The organism is Streptomyces silvae (assembly GCF_016745505.1).
Lineage (GTDB): Bacteria > Actinomycetota > Actinomycetes > Streptomycetales > Streptomycetaceae > Streptomyces > Streptomyces silvae.
Genome location: NZ_JAERUC010000153.1, coordinates 60,595 through 82,909 on the forward strand (window position 1 = coordinate 60,595; position 22,315 = coordinate 82,909).

The window sequence follows — 22,315 nt, forward strand, 5'->3', positions numbered from 1 at the left end:
AGCCCTCCTGGGGACGATACACCAGAGCCGTCACTCAGGGACATAGCTTCTCTACTCTCCGTTACCACCTGGGGTGTTGTCGGTACGCGGTGCGCCCGGGCAGCTCCGGAGCGTGGTCAGCCGGTCGTGAGCACGAGGTTGGCGACCTCCTCGCCCGCGGCGAACCGGGTGAGCTGTCCGGCCAGCAGACGCTTGGCCCGGGGCAGGAACGCGGAGGTGCTGCCGCCCACATGGGGGGTGATCAGTGTGTGGGGAGCATGCCAGAGCGGGTGGCCGGCGGGGAGCGGTTCGGGGTCGGTCACGTCGAGTGCGGCGCGCAGCCGCCCGGACTCGAGTTCGGCCAGCAGGGCCGAGGTGTCGACGACACCGCCGCGGGCCACGTTCACCAGCAGGGCGCCGTCCTTCATCGCGGCGAGGAAGCGGGGGCCCACCAGCCCTTGTGTGGAAGGGTTCAGCGGGGTGGACAGGATGACGACATCGGCCTCGGGGAGCAGCGCGGGAAGCTCGTCGATCGCGTGTACGGGGCCGCGCGCGGTTGTCCGTGCGGAGCGTGCGACGCGCACCACCCGCGCGCACTCGAAGGGTTCGAGCCGGTCCTCGATGGCCGCGCCGATCGATCCGTACCCCACCACGAGGACGGACTTGTCGGCGAGCGCCGGGTAGAAGCCGGACCGCCACTCCTCCTTCTCCTGGCCCTCGGCGAAGCCGGGGAACCCCCGGAGCGAGGCGAGGACCAGGGCGAGGGCGAGTTCGGCCGTGGATGCCTCGTGCACGCCCTTGGCGTTGCACAGCCGGACCCCGGCGGGCAGCAGGCCCAGTCCCGGCTCCACGTGGTCGATGCCCGCGGAGAGCGTCTGGACGACCTGGACGCCGCTCATCGCGTCCAGCGGCCGGACCGCGACCTCGGAGCCCTTCATGTACGGGACGACGTAGAAGGCGCAGTCGGCGGGATCCGCGGGGTACTCCGGCCCGCCGTCCCAGAAGCGGTAGTCGAGGCCCTCGGGGAGACCGTCGATCTCGTCGGCGGGGAACGGCAGCCATACGTCGGTGGCAGTGGGAGAAGTCATGGTCAGGAGGCTATGCGAAGGGCGGAGAACGGCAGAGGTTACTTTGGGGTGCGGGTGGTTCCGTGATCACGGGACCGAGGGAGGGTTCGGGGAGTTGGAGCGCAGGACTATCGGTGCGGCGGCGCTCGCCGTGGGTGCGGTCGGGCTGGGCTGTATGCCGATGAGCTGGGGCTACACCACGTCGCAGCAGCGCGGTGACCGTTCGCTGCGGACCGTGCACGCCGCGCTGGACGCGGGTGTCCAACTGCTCGACACCGCCGACATGTACGGGCCCTTCACCAACGAGCTGCTCGTCGGGCGGGCGCTCAAGGGCCGGCGGTCCGAGGCCTTCCTCTCCACCAAGTGCGGTCTGCTGGTGGGTGATCAGCACATCGTGGCCAATGGGCGCCCCGGGTATGTGCGCAGGGCCTGCGACGCGTCGCTGCGGAGGCTCCAGACCGATGTGATCGATCTCTACCAGCTGCACCGGGCCGATCCCGAGGTGCCGGTCGAGGAGACCTGGGGCGCGATGGCGGACCTGGTGACGGCGGGCAAGGTGCGGGCGCTCGGGCTGTGCGCGGTGGGTGCCAGGGCGGGCCGGGGCCCGGGGGCGCGGATGTACGACGCGACCATCCGGCAGCTGGAGCGGATGCAGCAGGTCTTTCCCGTCAGCGCTGTCCAGGCGGAGCTCTCCGTGTGGTCGCCCCAGGCGCTGGACGATCTGCTGCCGTGGTGCGCGGCCCGGGGTGTGGGGGTGCTGGCGGCGATGCCGCTGGGCAGCGGGTACCTCACGGGGACGCTCAAGCCCGGCCAGGGGTTCGAGCCGGACGATCCGCGGGCCAGGCACCCCCGCTTCACCGCGGAGATGATGGCGGCCAACCAGCCGGTGGTGGCGGGGCTGCGCAGGGTCGGTCAGCGGCACGGCGCCACTCCGGCGCAGGTGGCTCTGGCGTGGGTGCTGCGGCAGGGCCGGCATGTGGTGCCCGTGCCCGGCGCGAAGCGGGAGGAGTGGGCCGTGGAGAACGCGGGGGCGGCGGGGCTGGTGCTCACGGACCGGGACCTGGCCGAGATCGCGGGGCTGCCGCGGGCCCTCGGCTCGTGGGACTGAACGGGAGCGCCGCAAGCGGGAGAATGGGCGGAGATCGGTAACCCGGGGCCGGGCGGCGTGTAAGAACAGTAGTCGTGCGACCGTCGAAAGGATCGGTGCTGTGCAAACTCCCGTACTGCGCAAGGGGGTCGTGGCCCTGATGGCCTCCGCCTCCCTCCTGCTGTCCGCCTGCTCGTCCGGCGACGGCCCGGCGGCCGGGGAAGGGGCCTCCTCGCCCCCGGCGGGCGCCACGTCCGCGCCGGCCTCGGCGAGTCCGTCGGCGGACCTGCCGCCGGCCAAGGGCTCCGTCGAGGTGGAGAAGACGCTGACGGACGGTCTCGCGTCCCCCTGGGGCCTGGCGGCGCTGCCCGGGGGTGATCTGCTGGTCGGCTCGCGCGACGAGGCGACGATCACCCGGATCGACGGGAAGAGCGGCAGGAAGACCCTGCTGGGGTCGGTGCCCGGGGTCGCGCCCGCCGGTGAGGGCGGGCTGCTCGGCCTCGCCGTCCCCCCGACGTTCGGCGCGGACCACCTGATCTACGTGTACTTCACCACCGAGTCGGACAACCGCATCGCCCGCCTCCAGTACGACGAGGCGAAGCCCGCGGGCCAGCAGCTGGGCGCCCCGGACACCATCCTCCGCGGCATCCCGAAGGGCGCCATCCACAACGGCGGACGGATCGCGTTCGGCCCCGACCGCATGCTGTACGCGGGCACGGGCGAGACGGGTGACACGGGCCTCGCCCAGGACAAGGCGTCCCCCTCGGGCAAGATCCTGCGGATGACGCCCGACGGTGAGCCGGTGCACGGCAATCCGGAAGCCGACTCACCGGTCTATTCCTATGGGCACCGCAATGTGCAGGGCCTGGCCTGGGACGGCTCGAAGCGGCTCTGGGCATCGGAGTTCGGCCAGGACACCTGGGACGAGCTGAATCTGATCGAGCCGGGCAAGAACTACGGCTGGCCCGATGTCGAGGGCAGGAAGGGGAAGCCGGGTTACGTCGACCCGGTGGCCCAGTGGAAGACCTCCGAGGCCTCGCCGAGCGGCATCGCGTACGCCGAGGGGTCGATCTGGATGGCGGGGCTGCGGGGTGAGCGGCTCTGGCGGATCCCGCTGTCGGGCAAGGCGGACGGGAAGCCGCTGGCGGCGCCCCAGTCGTTCCTCGACGGGAAGTACGGCCGTCTGCGCACCGTGCTCGCGGCCGGTGGCGACAAGCTGTGGCTGGTCACGAGCAACACGGACGGCCGTGGCACGGAGAAGCCGGGCGACGACCGGATCCTGCTGCTGAAGGTGCGGTAGCGGGCGCCCCGGGCACGCCCGGGTGTCTCACCCCGCCGCGTACAGCCGGAAGCGGTGGGCCAGGGCGGCCGCCTCGCCCCGGCTGGAGACGCTCAGCTTGGCGAGGATGTTGGAGACGTGCACGCTGGCGGTCTTCGGCGAGATGTACAGCTCCTCCGCGATCCGGCGGTTGGTGTATCCCGCCGCGACCAGCCGGTGCACCTCCTGTTCCCGCGAGGTCAGCCCGAACGACTCGATCGCGTCCACCGCCGGCGCGGGCGCGGACGCTTCCTCCTCGGCCGGGGCGCCCGGTCCGGTGAGCGCGATACGGGCCCGTCCGGCCAGCAGCTCGACGCTCTCCGCGAGCGGGCGCGCTCCGAGCCGTACGGCCACGGTGTGGGCCTCGCGCAGGAGCGCCGCGGCCGGTGTCCGGTCGCCGGACGCGGTGAGGACCGCCTCCGCCCAGTGGTGGCGGATCTGGGCCAGCTCGTAGGGGCGCTGGAGCGGGGCGAAGGCGGTGGCGGCACGGCACCAGTGGTCCGGGGTGTCGGCCCCTTCCGCCCGGGCCAGCTCCGCCTCGATCAGCAGGCCGTACGCCGCCCAGACGGGCACCAGCATCGGCAGCCGCTTGAGGTGGCCCCGGATCCGCTCCAGGACCGCCGGCCGCCCGGCGTCCGTGGCGGGCAGCCCGCGCGCGTCGGCCTCGATCGCGGCGGCGGCGTGGAGCAGCGGCAGGGAGTAGCGCTGGGTCCCGGGCGGCAGGCCCACCTCGGACTGCGCCTCGAACGCGGCCCGCGCCTCGGGGAGCCGGCCCTGGTGGGCCGCGAGGACCATGGCGTGCCGGACCGGGCAGATCAGGTGCTGGGGCTGCGGGTCGTGGCCGAGGTGGCGGCGGTTCAGGGCCAGTTGCGCCTCGGCCTCCTCGAAGTCGCCGATGGCCAGGGCGAGATCGGTGCGGCGGGCGGCGACCAGGGCGTTCGACTTGCGGGACCGGGCCAGCGGGGCCGCCGCCTCCGCCGCCGCCCTGCTCTCCTCCCAGTACCCCAGCGAGAAGTACGACTGCGCCTGGTTGGCCCGTGTCCAGGCCTCGGACTCGGGCACCCCGTGGTCGTGGCAGATCCGGATGCCGTGGTCGGCGGCCGACACCGCCTCCAGGGAGCGGCCGCAGGACTCCAGCGAGGAGGGCAGGTTGACGGCGGCGCGGCTCATCACGCCCACCAGGTGCAGCTCCTCGGAGCGGTCGCGGACGGCGTACATCTCGGCGACGCCCTCCTCGACGTCCCCGGCGTCGATCGTGAGCCAGCCGCGGGTGAGCCTGGCGTGCAGCTCGATGGACTCCTCGCCGACGAGCCGGGCGTACTCCACGGCCCGGTCGGCGGCGACCAGCGTCTCGGGCCCCGGTCTGTGCAGGGCGCCCCAGCTGGCGACGGACGCCAGGACGTCGGCGTGGACGGCGGAGGGCCGCAGGCCGCGCACCAGCTCCTCGGCGGTGGCCAGTTCCTGCCGGCCGTCGCTCCGGGAGAGGCTCTGCGTCAGCAGGGAGCGCTGCACCCAGAACCACGCCGCCCGCAGCGGGTCCGTGTCCCGGTCGAGGATGCGCAGGGCCTTCTTCGCGATGGCCAGGGCCCGTTCGCGGTCGCCGCCGAAGCGGGCGGCGACGGTGGCCTCGGCCATCAGGTCGAGGTAGCGCAGCGGGTCCGCGGGCTCGCAGCCGCACCCCGGGTAGGCCTCGGCGTGGTCGAGCGGCCGCAGGGTGGCGCGCACCGCGTCGGGGACGTCGTCCCAGAGTTCCATGGCCCGCTCCAGCAGCCGCAGTTGCTCGCTGTAGGCGTAGCGGCGCCGGGCCGCCACCGCCGCCTGGAGCACGGCGGGGAGCGCCTTGACCGCGTCGTGCGCGGCGTACCAGTAGCTGGCGAGGCGCGCGGCGCGCTCGTCGGCCCGTGCGAGGGACGGGTCGGCCTCCAGGGCTTCGGCGTAACGGCGGTTGAGGCGTGTGCGTTCGCCGGGCAGCAGGTCGTCGCTGACGGCCTCGCGGACCAGGGAGTGCCGGAAGCGGTAGCCGTCGGTGTCCGGGGCGGGCAGCAGCAGGTTGGCGCCGACCGCCGCCCTCAGCGCCTCGTCGAGGTCGTCCTCGGAGAGGCCGGCGACGGCGGCGAGGAGCGGGTGCTCGACGGTGGAGCCGCCCTCGGCGATGATCCGGGCGATCCGCTGGGCGTTCTCGGGCAGTGCCTCGACGCGGACCAGGAGGAGGTCGCGGAGGGAGTCGGAGAGGCCTGAGCTGTCGCCGCAGCACTCCACGCTGCGGGCGAGCTCCTCGACGAAGAAGGCGTTGCCGTCGGAGCGTTCGAAGATGTCGTCGACCAGGGCGGCGTCGGGGACCATCGCGAGGATCCCGGTGAGCTGCCGGCCGACCTCGGCGCGGCTGAAGCGGTCGAGCTCGATCCGGCGGACCGTGCGGAGCCGGTCCAGCTCGGCGAGGAGCGGGCGCAGGGGGTGGCGACGGTGGACGTCGTCGGCGCGGTAGGTGCCGATGACGACGAGGCGGCCGGTGCGCAGGGTGCGGAAGAGGTAGGCGAGCAGATGGCGGGTGGAGGCGTCCGCCCAGTGCAGGTCCTCCAGGACGAGGACGACCGTACGGGCGGCGGAGACGCGCTCCAGCAGCCGGGCGGCGAGCTCGAAGAGCCGGGCGGTGCCCTGCTCGTCGTCCGGGGCCCGGTCGGCCTCGCCCAGCTCGGGGAGGAGCCGGGCGAGCTCGCCCTCCTGTCCTGCCAGCGCCTCGGTCAGTTCCTCCGGCAGCGCACGGCGCAGGGCGCGGAGCGCCGCCGCGAACGGGGCGTAGGGCAGGCCGTCGGCCCCGATCTCCACGCATCCGCCGACGGCGACCACGGCGTCCCGGCGGCAGGCGGCCTTGACGAACTCCTCGACCAGCCGGGTCTTGCCCACGCCCGCCTCGCCGCCGACGAGCAGGGCCTGCGGCTCTCCGCCGGCGGCGCGGGCGAGCGTGTCGGTGAGCGCGGCGAGTTCACCGGCTCGGCCGACGAAGAGGGGGCTGACGGTGTTGGTCTCCACGTCGCCGAGCATCGCATACGCGTACGACACCCCGTCGGTGGATTTCCGCGCGTGGCCCATCGCTACGCGGCGCGGGTGAACCAGCTCCGGTTCTTCTCCACCTTCCCCTCGGTGTCGTCCCGTCCTGCGCGGCGGGCGAGCACCGCCCGGCGGACGGTGCGCTGCTGGTCGGCCCTGCGGATCAGCTCGGCGACGGCGAGCTGGTGGAGTTCGTACTCGTACATGGTCATCTCCCTGGTGGGATACGGAAAGTGGGGGCACGGCTTCTTGCCGTGCCCCCACTCTCGTACGCCAGGGGGTGCCGCCACATCGGGCGAGTGCCGCATCTCTGCGGGTGGGGGGCCTTAGGCCCGGGTGACGGATGCCTTAGGGCGTGTTCCGGACGTCCCGACACGCCCCCGGGCAGGCCTCAGCCGGCCGCGGAGGGCAGGGCGACGAAGAGGTCGAAGTACATGCCGACCGAGATCAGCAGGCCCAGGACCCCGAGCGCGATGCCCGCCACGGCGACGGAACGGACCCAGCCGGCCTGCGGGTGGAGCGAGGGGGTGCCGAAGGAGGGACGGACCAGGACGAAGACGCCGACGAGCAGTGCGAGCAGCGCGAAGATCCCGTTGACGAGGGCGGTGCTGTGCCACGCGTCGCCGTAGATCTCCGAGATCTGCTGGGCGGCGCTGCCGCCGCCGGAGGTCTTGATCTGGCCCATCAGGGTCTCGCGTTCGGCGGCGACGCGGCCGGTCCAGGCTCCCGAGAGGGAGATCACGCCGAGCCCGGCGGCGACGACCGCTGCGGCTCCCGTACCGACCCCGGACGCCGCGGCCGCCTCGGCCTCGTCGTAGGGGTCGGGCTCCAGGTCGGCCTCCAGGCCGTCCTCCGCCGCCGCGTCCGTCGCGGCCACGTCCATGGCGGTCACGTCCGACGGGGTCACGCCCGGTGCGACGCCGGCCGGGACGGCGTCTTCCGCCGGGCCGGCCTTCTTCGTCACGTCCGGTGCGGTGGCGGTCCCGTCGGCCGCCTTCTTCTCCTCGGTGTCGTCAGTGGTCGGAGTGGTGGGGGAGGTGTTCATGTGCCGCACGCTAGGGGCCCCGTATGAGAACCTCCTTAACACCGGCCCCCTCAGCCCTGCCGCTTACGCCATTCGGGCGCCAGGACGGCCCAGATCTCCTCGTCGTGACGCTTGCCGCGGTACGGATAGGCCTCCCGCAGGACGCCCTCGCGGGTCATCCCGAGGCGTTCGGCCACCGCGACGCTGCGCTTGTTCGCGGAGGAGGCGAGCCACTCCACGCGGTGCATGCCGCGTACGCCGAAGGCCCAGTCGATCAGCTTCCGTGAGGCGCGGGTCACCAGGCCCCGGCCCTCGGCGGCGGCCTCCAGCCAGCAGCCGATCTCGCAGTTGCCCGTGTCCGCCTCGAATATCCGGAACAGGACTCCGCCGACGAGCGTGCCGTCGAGCCAGATGCCGTAGAGCCGGCCGGTGTCGGCGGCCTGCTTGTCCGCGTACCGCTGGAGCAGGGCGCGTGCGGAGGTGAGGTCCGTGGCCGCCGCGGCGAACGGGATCCAGGGGTCGACCAGGGCGCGCGCCCGGTCCATGTGCGCCAGGAACTCCGCCGCCTGCCAGGGCTCGATCGGCCGGAGCTCCGCCCCGTCGTCGCCCAGTGACACCGTGAACACAGTGAATCTCCTCGGTCTCGTGCTGTCTCAGTGAACGCGCTGAGGGGCCACCGGGGCCTCGTCGCCCGTGCGCTCCCCCGGGATTTTCGCACGGGGTGCCCCGCGGTCCCCGGGGATTTCCGCACCGGGTGCCGCGCTGTCCGGCGGCTCGATGCTCAGGCGCGGGAGGAGCCGGTCCAGCCGGGCGGGCAGCCACCAGTTCGCGCCTCCGAGCAGGTGCATCAGTGCGGGCACCAGCAGGGTGCGCAGGACGAAGGCGTCGAGTGCGACGGCGGCGGCGAGCGCGATGCCGAACATCGCGATGACGCGGTCGCCGCTGAGGACGAAGGCGAGGAAGACCGAGATCATGATCACCGCGGCCGAGTTGATCACCCGGCCGGTCTCGGCCAGGCCGACGCGGACGGACCGCCGGTTGTCACCGGTCTCCAGCCACTCCTCGTACATCCGGCCGACCAGGAAGACCTGGTAGTCCATGGACAGCCCGAAGAGCACCGAGACCATGATCACCGGGAGGAAGGGTTCGACGGGGCCCGCGCTGCCGAGCCCCAGCAGCTCGCTCCCCCACCCCCACTGGAAGACCGCGACGACGACGCCGAAGGAGGCGGCGACCGCGGCGACGTTCATCACGGCGGCCTTGAGGGGGACGGCGAGGGAGCGGAACGCCAGCAGCAGGAGCAGACAGCCGAGCCCTATGACCACCCCGACGAAGAGCGGCAGCTTGCCGACGATGATCCCGGCGAAGTCGTCGTAGCCGGCCGTCACCCCGCCCACGTACGTCCGCAGCGAGGTGGTCTCCTCCACGGGCGGCAGCACGTCGTGGCGCAGGCGGTCGACGAGCTCGCTGGTCCGCTGCGACTGCGGTGCGGTCATGGGGACGACGGTGACGAACGCGGTGTCGCCGCTGCCGTTGTACGTCACCGGGCTCACCGAGGCGACGCCGTCGGTGGCCCGCAGCACGGCGGGCAGGCCGTCCAGGGCGAGCCGGTCGTCGGCCCCGTCGAGGTGCGCGGCCACCGTCAGCGGCCCGTTGACGCCGGGGCCGAAGCCGTCGGCCAGCAGGTCGTACGCCTGGCGGGTGGTGGCCGTGGCGGGGCCGTTGCCCTGGTCGGAGGTACCCAGGTGCAGGGAGAGGGTGGGGATCGCGAGCACCGCCATGACGGCGGCGGCGAGGGCTCCCAGCAGCCGGGGGCGCCGCTCGACGAAGGCGGACCAGCGGGCGGCGAACCCCGTGGCCCGTTCGTCCCGCGGACCGTGCGCGGCGAGCCGGGCGCGCTCACGCCGGCTCAGGGCCCGGGGTCCGATGAAGGAGAGCAGCGCGGGCAGCAGGGTGACGGAGGCGGCGACGGTCAGCACCACGGTGAGGGAGGCGGCGATCGCCACGCCGTCGAGGAAGCCCAGCCGCAGGACCAGCATGCCCAGCAGGGCGACGCAGACGGTGGCTCCCGCGAAGACGACGGCGCGTCCCGTCGTGGCGACGGCGTTCCGCGCGGCCTCGTGCACGGACAGGCCGCGCCGCAGGCCCCGCCGGTGCCGGGTGACGATGAAGAGGGCGTAGTCGATGCCGACGCCGAGCCCGATGAGCATGCCCAGCATCGGCGCGAAGTCGGCGACGGTCATGACGTGGCCGAGCAGCGCGATGCCCGCGTACGCCGTGCCGACGGAGACGAGGGCGGTGGCGATGGGCAGCAGACTCGCGGCGAGCGAGCCGAAGGCGAGGAAGAGGACGACCGCGGCGACGGCCACCCCGACGGCCTCGCTCAGATGGAGGGCGGGGGCCTCGGTCAGCGCGGCGGCGGCGCCGCCGACCTCCACCTGGAGTCCTTCGCCCCCGGCCTCCCGCGCGGTGTCGACGACGGCCCGTGCCTGTTCCGGCGGGATCTCGCCGGCGCGGTGGTCGAAGGTGACCGTGGCGTAGGCGGTGTGCCCGTCCGCGCTGATCCGCTCCTGGGCCGCCGGTCCGTAGGGCCCGCTGACGTCCCCGACGCCCGGCAGTGCGCGGATCGCGTCCAGCGTCCCGGTCATCGTCCGCTCGACGGCGGGGTCACGGACGGTGGAGCCGGAGGTGTGCCAGACGACGTCGCCGGTCTCGCCGCCGAGGTCGTCGAACCCCGCTTGCAGGAGCTCACCCGCACGCCCGGACTCGGTGCCGGGCGCCTCGTAGTCCTCGGAGTACGCGGACCCCGCGAACCCGGCGGCGGTGGCGGTGCCCCCGAGGGCGATCAGCCAGAGGAGGACGGTGGCGAGGCGGTGCGTGAGACACCAGCGTGCGAGGGCGGCCAACGGAGGTGCTCCTGGGGTTCGTGGACCGTAGCGGGATATGACGGGACATCCCACGACGTCGCATGACCTGAGAGCCTCACTCTGTCAGCCATTCCTGACCATTTGCCGCTTTCGTGGCCATGGTCACACGGCTCCGCCTCGCCTCCTTTCGCCGTACGGCCGCCGCCCGGTCCGCCGGCGTCCGCCTCCGGCCGCCCGATTCACCTCAGCCGGAGACGCTCGCCCGGCCGTTCTCGATGTGGCCCATCAGCCGGCGCCGGAAGGAGCCCGTCTCGTCGGCCGTCACCTCCAGGTCGTACCAGCCGTGGGCGTCGGCAGCCGAGTGCACGACCGTACGGCTGCGGCCCGGCTTGACCTTGACCGTGCGCGTCCAGGTCCGCAGGTCGTCCTCGTCGACGTATCCGAGGGGCCGCACGGTGTAGGTCAGGGTCCGCCTGCCGGTGTTGCGCAGCGTGAGGTGCAGATCCCGCTCGTGGGCGTCGATGCGCGAGGAGACTTCTGCTCCGCCGTCGGCCGCTCCTTCGAACTCCCGCCGGAAGCCGTTGGGGCCGGTGACGGTGAAGCGGTACCCGGCGCCGGTCAGTGGCACCGTCCACCGCGCCGTGCCCCTGACGTCGCGGTGCTGCGGAGCGGGGAACTCCTGGGCGTAGGGGTAGAGCGCGAAGTGCGCCGACGAACGGCCGGTGCTGCTGAGCGCCACCCGGAGCGCCCCGTCCACGCGGGTGGCCTCCGCGTCGCACTGGTAGGGCAGGGGCCGGGCCGGCCGGGCGCCCGGCTCCTGGGCGGGCATGTGCTGGACGGCCGGCGGCACCGGCTGCCAGCGCCCCTCGAAGGGCGGGATCGCTGCGGGATGTTCCGTCGCGGGCTGCCGGCGCGCACGGCTGAAGTCGAAGGCCGAGGTGAGGTCGCCGGTGACCTGGCGCCGCCAGGCACTGATGTTGGGCTCCTCGACCCCGGTCCAGCGCTCCAGGAGGCGGATCACGGAGGTGTGGTCGAAGACCTCGGAGCAGACGTATCCGCCGACCGACCAGGGCGAGACGACGAGCAGCGGCACCCGCACCCCCAGTCCCGTGGGCCGGCCCTGCCAGTGCTCCTCGGTCACCTCAGCGGGGGCGACCGGCGGCGGGACGTGGTCGAAGAACCCGTCGTTCTCGTCGTAGTTGATGAGGACGACGGTGCGCCGCCACACGTCGGGGTGCCTGCCGAGCGCGTCCAGCACCTTGTAGACGATCGTCGCGCTGTGCACCGGCGAGGAGACGCTCGGATGCTCGGAGTCCACCGCGGACGGGACCAGGTACGACACCTCGGGCAGCGTCCCCGCCGCCACGTCCGCGGCGAACGCGTCGGCGAGCGTGCCCGTCTCCACCCGGCGCAGCCCCCGCTCGAAGAGGCTGCGTTCGGCCGCCGTCAGGGCCGCGACACCCTCGTCGAGCAGGCCGAGCAGCCGCTGCCGCTCGGCCGCGTCGTCCGCGTCGCGCACGGTGGCGTAGAAGGACTCCATGTAGGTGTGGCCGCCGGTCCTCACCAGGGCCTTGCGGGCGACGGCCTTGAAGGTGGTGAAGAACTCGATCTGGTTGTCGGTGAAGTTCTCCCACTCCGTGTACGTCTTCCAGCTCCGCCCGGCCTTCTCCAGCCGCTCGGCGTACGTGCCCCAGTCGTATCCGGGGTGGGTGCCCTCGTCGTACGCGTCGTTGCCCACGGCCCGCTCGCCGTTCGCCTCGTCACCCGTCCGCCCGCTCCAGAGGTGGTTGCGGTTCGGGCTGGTGGAGGAGTGGATCGAGGAGTGGTAGGCGTCGCAGACGGTGAAGGTGTCGGCGAGCTCGTAGTGCAGCGGGAGGTCGCCGCGGTCGTAGTACGCCATGGTCGCGGCGGTCTTCGCGCTGACCCAGCCGTCCATCCAGCCGCCGGCCCAGGCCTTGGCGCCGCCGTCCCAGGAGTGGTCGAGGGCGCCGATGTACTGGAGGTCCTTCTTCTGCGTCTCTGCGGCCCCCCGCACGGGGAACGGCAGCACGGTGGAGCCCAGGGGCCCCGGCTGCGCGAAGACGGGCCTGCCGGAGGGCAGCTCGATCGCGTTGCGGTCCCCGAAGCCGCGCACTCCGCGCAGGGCCCCGAAGTAATGATCGAAGGAACGGTTCTCCTGCATCAGGATCACCACATGCTCGATGGCGTCCAGCCCCGCACCACCGGACCGCTCCCCCACGGGCTGCGCGGCGATCGCCGCCTGGAGCGAGGGTGGCAGGAACGATCCCGCCGCGGCGGCGCCGAGTGCGCCGCCCCCGAGCGCGAAGAGCCGCCGCCGTGACATGTCCGTGGTCAAGTGAGCCTCCTGGTTACGTTCCTACGGCGGGAAACTAGCCAGGCAGGGTGGCTGCCGGAAGACCGTCGTACGGCCTGACGATGAACGTCCAACAGGCCGTCACGGAAAGTCCAAGCACGAAGCGCACCGAAAAAAAGGGGCGGCGCATCCGGACCACGGATGCGCCGCCCCCGGGGGCCTGACGGGATCAGCCCTCGACGCCGAGCTTCTCCAGGATCAGCTCACGCACGCGCGCCGCGTCCGCCTGGCCACGGGTGGCCTTCATGACCGCGCCCACCAGTGCACCGGCCGCGGCGACCTTGCCGCCGCGGATCTTGTCCGCGATGGCCGCGTTGCCCGCGATGGCCTCGTCGACCGCCGTGGACAGCGCGCCCTCGTCCGAGACGACCTTCAGGCCGCGCTTCTCGACGACGGTGTCCGGGTCGCCCTCGCCCGCGAGGACACCCTCGAGGACCTGGCGCGCCAGCTTGTCGTTGAGGTCGCCGGCCGCGACGAGCTCCGCCACCCGGGCGACCTGCGCCGGGGTGACCGGCAGCTCGTCCAGGCTGCGGCCCGTCTCGTTGGCGTTACGGGCGAGCTCGCCCATCCACCACTTGCGGGCCTGGTCCGACGGGGCGCCCGCGTCCGTCGTGGCGACGATCAGGTCGACCGCGCCCGCGTTGAGGATGGACTGCATGTCGTGCTCGTTGACACCCCACTCCTCCTTCAGCCGCTTGCGACGCAGCCGGGGAAGCTCGGGAAGCCCCTTGCGGAGCTCCTCGACCCAGTCACGGGAAGGGGCGACCGGCACCAGGTCCGGCTCGGGGAAGTAGCGGTAGTCCTCGGCGTTGTCCTTGATGCGGCCGGCCGTGGTGGAGCCGTCCTCCTCGTGGAAGTGCCGGGTCTCCTGCACGATCGTCCCGCCGGAGTTCAGCACGGCGGCGTGCCGCTGGATCTCGAAGCGGGCGGCGCGCTCGACGGAGCGCAGCGAGTTGACGTTCTTCGTCTCGGAGCGCGTACCGAACGTCTCGGTGCCGTTGGGGCGCAGCGACAGGTTGACGTCGCAGCGCATCTGGCCCATCTCCATGCGGGCCTCCGAGACGCCGAGCGCCTTGATGAGCTCGCGGAGCTCGGCGACGTACGCCTTGGCGACCTCGGGGGCGCGTGCGCCGGCTCCCTCGATCGGCTTGGTGACGATCTCGATGAGGGGGATGCCCGCGCGGTTGTAGTCGAGCAGCGAGTAGGAGGCACCGTGGATACGGCCGGTGGCACCGCCGACGTGCGTCGACTTGCCGGTGTCCTCCTCCATGTGCGCGCGCTCGATCTGCACGCGGAAGATCTCCCCGTCCTCCAGCTGGACGTCCAGATAGCCGTCGTAGGCGATCGGCTCGTCGTACTGGGAGGTCTGGAAGTTCTTCGGCATGTCCGGATAGAAGTAGTTCTTCCGGGCGAAGCGGCACCACTCGGCGATCTCGCAGTTCAGCGCGAGACCGATCTTGATGGCGGACTCGACGCCGATCTCGTTGACGACCGGCAGCGCGCCCGGCAGCCCGAGGCAGACCGGGCAGGTCTGCGAGTTCGCGTCCTGCTTGAGCTCGGTGGAGCACCCGCAGAACATCTTGGTCTTGGTGCCGAGCTCCACATGGACCTCGAGGCCCATGACGGGGTCGTACGTCGCGAGGGCATCCTCGTACGACTCCAGGTCGATGACAGTCACGATGAAACTTTCCCTCTCAGCCCAGCAGGACGTCGTCGTCGCCGAGACGCTTGAGCTCGCGGTAGAGGATCGCGAGCCCGGTCACGATCGCGGCGGCGGATACGGCGGCGTCGATCAGCCGCAGCGTGTCGTTCTCCTCGCGGGCCATCTTCACCTGCTTGTAGACACTGAGCGCGCCGAAGGCGGTGGTGCCCATGGACACGTACGCGCCGGTCTTGGACTTCTTGAAGTTCTTGGCCTTCTTAGCCATTGCGCTCATAGCGACGGAGCCTCCTCAAGCAGCGGGTGCCCCCACTTTTCCACGAAAGCGGCCTCGACGGCTGCTCCGACCTTGTACAGCCGGTCGTCCTTCATGGCGGGGGCGATGATCTGCAGTCCGACCGGCAGGCCGTCCTCCGGGGCCAGGCCGCAGGGGAGCGACATGGCGGAGTTGCCGGCGAGGTTGGTCGGAATGGTGCACAGGTCCGCGAGGTACATCGCCATCGGGTCGTCGGCGCGCTCGCCGATCGGGAAGGCGGTGGTCGGCGTCGTCGGCGAGACGATGACGTCCACCTGCTCGAACGCCTTCTCGAAGTCCTGGGTGATGAGGGTGCGGACCTTCTGCGCCGAGCCGTAGTACGCGTCGTAGTAGCCGGAGCTCAGCGCGTACGTACCGAGGATGATGCGGCGCTTGACCTCGTCGCCGAAGCCGGCCTCGCGGGTGAGCGCGGTGACGTCCTCGGCGGAGCGGGTGCCGTCGTCGCCGACCCGCAGGCCGTAGCGCATGGCGTCGAAGCGCGCGAGGTTCGAGGAGCACTCGGACGGCGCGATCAGGTAGTACGCCGACAGGGCGAGGTCGAAGGACGGGCAGTCCAGCTCGACGATCGTGGCGCCGAGGGACTTCAGCAGCTCGACCGACTCGTTGAACCGCTGGACGACCCCGGCCTGGTAGCCCTCGCCCGCGAACTGCTTGACCACACCGACGCGCATGCCCTGCACGGAGCCGTTGCGCGCGGCCTCGACGACCGGCGGGACCGGCGCGTCGATGGAGGTCGAGTCCATCGGGTCGTGTCCGGCGATCGCCTCGTGCAGCAGCGCCGCGTCCAGGACCGTACGGGCGCAGGGGCCGCCCTGGTCGAGGGAGGACGAGAAGGCGACCATGCCGTAGCGCGAGACGCCGCCGTAGGTGGGCTTGACGCCGACGGTGCCGGTGACGGCGGCGGGCTGGCGGATGGAGCCGCCGGTGTCCGTGCCGATGGCGAGCGGCGCCTCGAAGGAGGCCAGCGCGGCGGCGGAGCCACCGCCGGAGCCGCCCGGGATGCGGGTGAGGTCCCAGGGGTTGCCGGTCGGGCCGTAGGCGCTGTTCTCGGTGGAGGACCCCATGGCGAACTCGTCCATGTTGGTCTTGCCGAGGATGACGACGTCGGCCGCCTTCAGCTTCGTGGTGAGGGTCGCGTCGTACGGCGGGACCCACCCCTCCAGGATCTTGGAACCGACGGTGGTCGGCATGTCCTGGGTGGTGAAGATGTCCTTGAGCGCGAGCGGGACGCCGGCCAGCGGGCCGAGCTTCTCGCCCGCCTCACGCTTGGCGTCGACGGCGCGGGCCTGCGCGAGCGCGCCCTCGCGGTCGACGTGCAGGAAGGCGTGGACCTTCTCGTCGACGGCGTCGATCCGGGCCAGGTGGGCCTCGGTGACCTCGACGGCCGTCAGCTCGCCGGAGGCGATCTTCGCGGCGGTCTGGGCCGCGGTGAGCTTGATGATGGTGCTGATGTCCGTCATGGCTGTTAGTCCTCCCCCAGGATCTGCGGCACCTTGAAACGCTGCTGCTCCTGGGCCGGGGCGCCGGAGAGCGCCTGCTCGGGGGTGAGCGACGGACGGACCTCGTCCGCGCGCATGACGTTGGTCAGCGGCAGCGGGTGGGAGGTCGGCGGTACGTCTTGGTCGGCGACCTCGGAGACGCGGGCGACCGCGCCGATGATGTCGTCGAGCTGACCGGCGAAGTGCTCGAGCTCTTCGCCCTTCAGCTCCAGACGCGCCAGCCGGGCGAGGTGGGCGACCTCCTCGCGCGTGATGCCAGGCATGCAGCGATCCTCAGGGGTTGGTGTGTGGTTTTGGCCCAATCCTATGGGGTCGCGGGACACGCCGGAGGACACACCGCCTCCGGAGCCCCGGGCCCGCCCCTCAGGCCGTCGCCGGGCCCGGGTTCAGCGCGCGCCCCGCGGACCGGGGCGCCTGTTCGGGGGCCACCGCCGGTGCGGCCGCGGCCTCCAGCTCCGAGGGCCGCCGCCACCCGTGCTCGCCCCGCGCCCGCAGCCAGGCGGTCGTCTCCTGCGGCGGCATCGCGGCGGCGACCAGCCACCCCTGCACCGCGTCGCAGCGCAGGTCCCGCAGCCGCTCCCAGGTCTCGTCGTCCTCGACGCCCTCGGCGACGACGATCAGCCCGAGCGAATGGGCCAGGTCGATGGTGCAGCGGACGATCTCGGCGTCCTCGTTGTCCACGGCCAGCCGTGCGACGAACGACCGGTCGATCTTGAGCTCGCTGACCGGCAGCTTCCGCAGATGGACCAGGGAGGAGTAGCCGGTGCCGAAGTCGTCGAGGGACATCTTCACCCCGTGCCCGGTCAGCCCGGCCAGGGTGTCGGCGGCCCGCTGGGGGTCCTCCAGCAGGACGTGCTCGGTTATCTCCAGCTGGAGCGCGCCGGCGGGAACACCGTGCCGGGCGAGCCGCGCCGCGACGCTGCCCGCGAAGCCGGGGGTGTGGACGTCGCGCGGCGAGACGTTGACCGCGACGGGGACGAACAGCCCCTGCGCCCGCCACCGGGCCACCTGGGCCAGCGCGGTCTCCAGCACGTACTCGGTGAGGTGGGGCATCAGCCCGGAGGACTCCGCGATCGCGATGAACTCGTCCGGGGGGACCCGCCCGCGCTCCGGGTGCACCCAGCGTACGAGCGCTTCGAGGCCGGCGACCTGGCCGTCGAAGCGGACCTTGGGCTGGTAGTGGAGTTCCACCTCGCGGGCGTCCAGGGCGCGGCGCAGATCGCCCAGCAGGCCGAGGCGGTCCGGGGTGTTGCTGTCGCGCTTGGACTCGTAGACCTCCACGCCCGTACGGTCGCGCTTGGCCTGGTACATCGCCACGTCCGCCCGTCTGAGCAGCCCTTCGGCGTCCAGCGCGTGGTCGGGGTGGACGGCGACCCCCGCGCTCGCCTCCAGGACCAGGGTGAGCCCGTCGAGGTCGAGGGGCGAGGAGAGCTCGGCGACCAGGTGGCGGGCGATGCGCTGGGCGCTGGTGGTGGAGTCGGCGGTCGGCAGCAGTACGGCGAACTCGTCACCGCCGAGCCGGGCGGCCTCCGCACCGCGGGGCAGGGCGAGCCGCAGCCGCTCCGCTATCTGGAGCAGCAGCCGGTCGCCGGCGAGGTGGCCGAGGGTGTCGTTGACGGCCCGGAAGCGGTCGAGGTCGATGAGGACGAGGGCGGTCCGGGTGCCCGTGCCGTCGGCCTCCTCCAGCGCCGTCCAGGTCCGCTCCAGGAGCCACTGGCGGTTGGGCAGGCCGGTGAGCGGGTCCCTCAGCTGCTCCTCGGCCCGTGCGCGGGCGATCCAGAGGGTGGAGTCCAGGGCGATCAGCGGGACGGCGAAGAGCGGCAGCATCACGGGCTTGGCCGAGGCCACCACGCAGATCAGCGGGGCGATCCCGAGCAGGGCGACCGCGACGAGCCCCTGGCGCAGGAGCGCGGTGCGGGCGATCGTCGGCAGCCCCCCGCTCTGCGACACCCTGGCGTACCAGAGCAGGCACCGGGTGACGAGGAGGTACGTGCCGGCCGCGAGCAGCACTTCCGGTACGGCGTCGATGCCCCAGTGGAGTGGCCGCCAGGGCACTTCGACGCTGGGGACCTCGCCGAAGGCGGCCAGGACGAGGGCGGCCGCCCCGATCCCGAGTATGTCCACCGCCCCGTGCAGCAGCCCCTGCCACCAGCGGTGACGCCGGGCCATCCCGACGAGCACCACGACGACGAGGCTGACCAGTCCGGCGGCCACCCAGCCGTAGAGCAGCAGGACGGCGAGGGTGAGGGCCGCGCCGGAACCGGTGCCGCCCCACCAGCGGTCGCGTCCCAGGGCCACCAGGTGGCCCACGACGATCCCGGTGAGCAGGGCGAGCGACCAGCCGGCGGTGCCGGCGGGGAAGAGCGCGTGTCCGTCGTGGACAGTCCGGTAGAAGCCGGTCGCGAGCTGCACGGCTGCGACCGCCACGACGACGGCGCCCACTTTCGACGTGAGGCCCGCGAAACCTTGCAGCCGCGACACCGGTGCGGCGCTCTCGGTCGGTTTCATTCCGTCCCTCTCACAGCCGGCGGTGCCGATGTCCCACGGTGGCCCCCGCTCCCATGCCACCACGACCCGAATCCCACCACGCGGCCGGGCACGGCAGGTGCTCGTTCAACAGTAGGCCGACGAGGGCCCCCGCGGGCAGCGCTCTGCAGCTCTTGCCCGAATGCGGTCCTGTGTCGCTCACTGTCTGATAAGCGCCGAACGGGTGATGCGTGCGGGCTGGACCGGGCGTCCGTGTCCTCTCCCGTCCGATTGCTTCCCCTCCGGCGCCCGAACACGCGTCGCCCGCGTCTCGATCGCGCCTCGATCAGGCTTCCTCGGCGGGGAGGGCTGCCTCCCTGGCCGCGTCGGGCCCCTGCTCCAGGAGCACCGCGAAGCCGTCCTCGTCGAGGACGGGCACCTTCAGCTGCATCGCCTTGTCGTACTTCGACCCGGGGTTGTCGCCCACCACGACGAACGAGGTCTTCTTCGAGACCGATCCGGTGACCTTCGCCCCCAGGCTCTGGAGCGCCTCCTTGGCCCCGTCCCTGGTGTGGCCGGCCAGCGTGCCGGTGACCACGACGGTGAGCCCCTCCAGCGGCCGCGGCCCCTCGTCCTCGCCCGCGCCCTCGTCCTCCATGCGGACCCCGGCCTCCCGCCACTTGCGCAGGATCTCGCGGTGCCAGTCCTCGGCGAACCACTGCTTGACGGAGGCGGCGATGATGGGGCCCACCCCGTCCGCCGCGGCCAGCTCCTCCTCGGACGCCTCGTCGATCCGGTCGACGGAGCGGAACTGCCGGGCCAGCTCGACGGCGGCCACCGGCCCCACGTGGCGGATCGAGAGCCCGGTGAGGATGCGGGCGAGCGGGGCCTGTCTGGCCGCCGCGATGCCCTCCAGCATGCCGAGGGCGTTCTTCTTCGGCTCGCCCTGCTGGTTGGCGAAGACCGTGGCGATCTTCTCCTCGCCCGTCTTCGGGTCGCGCTTGGGCAGTCCGCTGTCCGCGTCCAGGACGTACGCCCGGATCGGCAGCAGCTGGTCCACCGTCAGCCCGAAGAGATCGCCCTCGTCCAGCAGGGGCGGCTCGGCGGGCTCCAGGGGCTTGGTGAGCGCCGCGGCCGCCACATAGCCGAAGTGGTCGATGTCCAGGCACTTGCGGCCCGCGAGATAGGCCAGGCGCTCCCGCAACTGCGCGGGGCAGGAACGGGCGTTGGGGCAGCGGAGGTCGATGTCGGCCTCCTTCATCGGGCGCAGCGCCGTCCCGCACTCGGGGCACTCGGACGGCATGACGAACTCCCGCTCGCTGCCGTCGCGCAGATCGACGACCGGCCCGAGGATCTCCGGGATGACGTCGCCGGCCTTGCGGAGCACCACGGTGTCGCCGATGAGGACGCCCTTGGCCTTCACCACGTTCTGGTTGTGCAGGGTGGCGAACTCGACCTCCGATCCCGCCACCTCGACCGGCTCGACCTGGGCGTACGGCGTGACCCGGCCGGTGCGGCCGACGCCGACGCGGATGTTGACCAGCTTGGTGTTGACCTCCTGCGGCGCGTACTTCCAGGCGATCGCCCAGCGCGGCGCGCGCGAGGTGGAGCCCAGCCTGCCCTGGAGCGGGATCTCGTCGAGCTTGACGACGACGCCGTCGATCTCGTGCTCGACGGACTGGCGGTTCTCGCCGAACCAGGCGATGAACTCCCGCACCTCGTCGAGGGATCCGACCACCTTGTTGTGCTTGGCGGTCGGCAGGCCCCACTCCTTCAGCAGGTCGTACGCCTGGGACAGCCGCTCGATGTCGAAGCCCTCACGGGCGCCGATGCCGTGCACCACCATGTGGAGCGGGCGGGTCGCCGTGACCTTCGGGTCCTTCTGCCGCAGCGATCCGGCGGCCGCGTTGCGCGGGTTCGCGAAGGGCTTGTCGCCGGCCTCGACCAGCCGGGCGTTGAGCCCCTCGAAGGCCTCCATGGGAAAGAAGACCTCGCCCCGGACCTCGACGAGGTCGGGGACGCGGTCGCCCTTGAGACGCAGCGGGATGTCGGCGATCGTACGGACGTTGGGGGTGATGTCCTCCCCCGTGCGTCCGTCGCCCCGGGTCGCCGCGCGGGTCAGCCTGCCGTGCTCGTAGGTGAGGTTGACGGCGAGGCCGTCCACCTTGAGCTCGCACAGGAAGTGGTATCCGCCCCTGCCCACGTCCTTGGCCACGCGGTCGGCCCAGGCGGCGAGCTCCGCGTCGTCGAAGGCGTTGTCCAGGGAGAGCAGGCGCTCGCGGTGCTCGACCGAGGTGAACTCCGTGGTGTACGGGCCGGCGACCTTCTGGGTCGGGGAGTCCGGTGTGCGCAGCTCGGGGTGCTCGTCCTCGATGGCCTCCAGCGCGCGCATCTGCCGGTCGAACTCGGCGTCGTCGACGACCGGCTGGTCCTTCACGTAATACCGGAAGCGGTGCTCCTCGATCTGCTCGGCGAGGAGTGCGTGCTGTTCCCGCACCTCCGCCGGCACACCGGTCAGCTGCCGCGCCTGCTGTTCGCCGGCCATCGCCTGTTCCTCCCGTTGCCCCGTTGACTCTTCGACCCGTTACTCAGGGTTGTCCGCGAGCGACCTCGCGGCCCGGGCGCAGTGGGCGAGCGCGGCGCGTGCGTACGCGGGCGACGCGCCCGCCAGCCCGCAGGACGGGGTGATCACGACGGACTCGCTGAGAGTCCCCGGATTCAGCCCCAGCCTGCTCCACAACGTCCTGACCCCACTGACGCTACCGCCCGGGTCCGACAATGCGGTCGAGGCGGCGTCCTGGCCGGGAACCACGCCGAGGAAGAGCTGGGTGCCGCCCTCGACGGCTTCCCCGATCGCCTCCTCCTCACGCTCGGTGAGCAGGGAGAAGTCGAAGGAGACGGCTCCCGCTCCGGCGCGGCGCAGCAGCCCGAACGGGACCTCGGGGGCGCAGGAGTGGACGGCCGTGGGCCCGTCGCCGTTCACGGCGAGCAGTTCGCGGAGCGTCCCCTCGACGACCTGCCGGTCCACGGCGCGGTAGGTGCGGTAGCCGCTCGCCGACCTGACCCGCCCCAGCAGTACGGCGGTGAGGGAGGGTTCGTCGAGCTGGAGCACGACCTCGGCGCCGGGAATCCTGCGCCGCACCTCCGCGAGGTGGGAGCGGAGCCCCTCGGCCAGCGAGCCCGCCAGGTCACGGCAGGCGCCCGCGTCGCCCAGCATGGCCTCGCCGCCCCGCAGTTCCAGCGAGGCGGCGAGGGTCCAGGGCCCGACGGCCTGGACCTTGAGCAGTCCCTCGTAGCCCTGGGTGAACTCCTCCAGCGCGTCGAGGTCCTCGCCGAGCCAGGAGCGGGCCCGGCGGGTGTCGCGGCCGGGGCGGTCGCTGATCCGCCAGCCGCTGGGCTCCACATGCCCGTACATCTCGGTGAGCAGGCCGACGGTCCGCCCGATCATGTCCGCGCCGGGGCCCCGTGCGGGCAGCTCCGCCAGATACGGCATGCCCTGGCCGTCGGCGAAGGACCCGGTGACGGTCTTCGCCGCCTCCCGGGCGTCTCCCCCCGGCATGGACCCGATCCCGGTGGCTGCACTCGCGCTGAACCCGCTCTTCTCGCTCAC

General features: G+C 72.5%; 16 protein-coding genes. 2 read left to right on the top strand and 14 right to left on the bottom strand.

Features of this window, described 5'->3' with window-relative positions:
• Window positions 1-116 precede the first annotated feature (116 nt).
• Window positions 117-1,067, bottom strand: a complete 951-nt coding sequence (locus tag JKV81_RS24595) for a 2-hydroxyacid dehydrogenase (RefSeq protein ID WP_129265599.1) — start codon at window positions 1,065-1,067, stop codon at window positions 117-119.
• Window positions 1,068-1,197: 130 nt separating this feature from the next.
• On the opposite strand from JKV81_RS24595, the gene JKV81_RS24600 reads away from it, so the two are divergent.
• Both JKV81_RS24600 and JKV81_RS24605 read left to right on the top strand, forming a co-directional pair.
• Complete coding sequence (locus tag JKV81_RS24600; RefSeq protein ID WP_202077856.1) at window positions 1,198-2,154, top strand: aldo/keto reductase; 957 nt, start codon at window positions 1,198-1,200, stop codon at window positions 2,152-2,154.
• 100 nt (window positions 2,155-2,254) lie between these two features.
• On the top strand, window positions 2,255-3,433 hold the full coding sequence (locus tag JKV81_RS24605) for a PQQ-dependent sugar dehydrogenase (RefSeq protein ID WP_202077823.1): 1,179 nt from the start codon (window positions 2,255-2,257) through the stop codon (window positions 3,431-3,433).
• 27 nt (window positions 3,434-3,460) lie between these two features.
• Here JKV81_RS24605 and JKV81_RS24610 read toward each other — a convergent pair whose 3' ends face one another.
• The 13 genes from JKV81_RS24610 to JKV81_RS24670 all read right to left on the bottom strand — a co-directional run bounded on the left by JKV81_RS24610 (window position 3,461) and on the right by JKV81_RS24670 (window position 22,315).
• Window positions 3,461-6,493, bottom strand: coding sequence for a helix-turn-helix transcriptional regulator (locus JKV81_RS24610; protein ID WP_202077858.1), 3,033 nt, complete (start codon window positions 6,491-6,493; stop codon window positions 3,461-3,463).
• Window positions 6,494-6,543: 50 nt separating this feature from the next.
• A complete protein-coding gene (locus JKV81_RS24615) occupies window positions 6,544-6,705 on the bottom strand; it encodes a hypothetical protein (RefSeq protein ID WP_164493639.1) in 162 nt (53 codons plus the stop codon).
• Between the two features lie 185 nt (window positions 6,706-6,890).
• Entirely contained in the window at window positions 6,891-7,544 is a 654-nt protein-coding gene (locus tag JKV81_RS24620; protein WP_187281836.1) for a hypothetical protein, read from the bottom strand.
• A gap of 50 nt (window positions 7,545-7,594) precedes the next feature.
• Window positions 7,595-8,149, bottom strand: a complete 555-nt coding sequence (locus JKV81_RS24625; protein ID WP_129265594.1) for a GNAT family N-acetyltransferase — start codon at window positions 8,147-8,149, stop codon at window positions 7,595-7,597.
• Window positions 8,150-8,176: 27 nt separating this feature from the next.
• Window positions 8,177-10,429, bottom strand: a complete 2,253-nt coding sequence (locus JKV81_RS24630) for an MMPL family transporter (protein WP_202077825.1) — start codon at window positions 10,427-10,429, stop codon at window positions 8,177-8,179.
• 205 nt (window positions 10,430-10,634) lie between these two features.
• Window positions 10,635-12,746 (bottom strand): phosphocholine-specific phospholipase C, encoded by a 2,112-nt coding sequence (locus JKV81_RS24635; RefSeq protein WP_202077827.1) that lies wholly within the window; start codon window positions 12,744-12,746, stop codon window positions 10,635-10,637.
• Window positions 12,747-12,933: 187 nt separating this feature from the next.
• Complete coding sequence (gene gatB, locus JKV81_RS24640) at window positions 12,934-14,442, bottom strand: Asp-tRNA(Asn)/Glu-tRNA(Gln) amidotransferase subunit GatB (protein ID WP_202077829.1); 1,509 nt, start codon at window positions 14,440-14,442, stop codon at window positions 12,934-12,936.
• A 16-nt stretch (window positions 14,443-14,458) separates the two neighbouring features.
• On the bottom strand, window positions 14,459-14,701 hold the full coding sequence (locus JKV81_RS24645) for a hypothetical protein (RefSeq protein ID WP_099174339.1): 243 nt from the start codon (window positions 14,699-14,701) through the stop codon (window positions 14,459-14,461).
• Window positions 14,698-16,200, bottom strand: coding sequence for an Asp-tRNA(Asn)/Glu-tRNA(Gln) amidotransferase subunit GatA (gene gatA, locus JKV81_RS24650; RefSeq protein WP_129265591.1), 1,503 nt, complete (start codon window positions 16,198-16,200; stop codon window positions 14,698-14,700). Before gatA ends, JKV81_RS24645 begins: the two co-directional genes overlap by 4 nt.
• A gap of 5 nt (window positions 16,201-16,205) precedes the next feature.
• Window positions 16,206-16,502 carry an Asp-tRNA(Asn)/Glu-tRNA(Gln) amidotransferase subunit GatC gene (gatC, locus tag JKV81_RS24655; RefSeq protein WP_014153935.1) on the bottom strand — a complete coding sequence of 99 codons (297 nt, stop codon included), beginning with the start codon at window positions 16,500-16,502 and terminating at the stop codon, window positions 16,206-16,208.
• Between the two features lie 100 nt (window positions 16,503-16,602).
• Window positions 16,603-18,747, bottom strand: a complete 2,145-nt coding sequence (locus JKV81_RS24660; protein ID WP_202077831.1) for a putative bifunctional diguanylate cyclase/phosphodiesterase — start codon at window positions 18,745-18,747, stop codon at window positions 16,603-16,605.
• A gap of 304 nt (window positions 18,748-19,051) precedes the next feature.
• Entirely contained in the window at window positions 19,052-21,250 is a 2,199-nt protein-coding gene (gene ligA, locus JKV81_RS24665) for an NAD-dependent DNA ligase LigA (protein ID WP_129265589.1), read from the bottom strand.
• Window positions 21,251-21,289: 39 nt separating this feature from the next.
• Window positions 21,290-22,315 (bottom strand): methionine synthase, encoded by a 1,026-nt coding sequence (locus JKV81_RS24670; protein WP_147983913.1) that lies wholly within the window; start codon window positions 22,313-22,315, stop codon window positions 21,290-21,292.

Bases quoted from the DNA above. Each gene is read 5' to 3' on its own strand.
- JKV81_RS24595 (WP_129265599.1), bottom strand. From the start codon at position 1,067: ATGACTTCTCCCACTGCCACCGACGTATGGCTGCCGTTCCCCGCCGAC.
- JKV81_RS24610 (WP_202077858.1), bottom strand. From the start codon at position 6,493: ATGCTCGGCGACGTGGAGACCAACACCGTCAGCCCCCTCTTCGTCGGC.
- JKV81_RS24615 (WP_164493639.1), bottom strand. From the start codon at position 6,705: ATGTACGAGTACGAACTCCACCAGCTCGCCGTCGCCGAGCTGATCCGC.
- JKV81_RS24620 (WP_187281836.1), bottom strand. From the start codon at position 7,544: ATGAACACCTCCCCCACCACTCCGACCACTGACGACACCGAGGAGAAG.
- JKV81_RS24645 (WP_099174339.1), bottom strand. From the start codon at position 14,701: ATGAGCGCAATGGCTAAGAAGGCCAAGAACTTCAAGAAGTCCAAGACC.
- gatA (WP_129265591.1), bottom strand. From the start codon at position 16,200: ATGACGGACATCAGCACCATCATCAAGCTCACCGCGGCCCAGACCGCC.
- gatC (WP_014153935.1), bottom strand. From the start codon at position 16,502: ATGCCTGGCATCACGCGCGAGGAGGTCGCCCACCTCGCCCGGCTGGCG.
- JKV81_RS24660 (WP_202077831.1), bottom strand. From the start codon at position 18,747: ATGAAACCGACCGAGAGCGCCGCACCGGTGTCGCGGCTGCAAGGTTTC.
- ligA (WP_129265589.1), bottom strand. From the start codon at position 21,250: ATGGCCGGCGAACAGCAGGCGCGGCAGCTGACCGGTGTGCCGGCGGAG.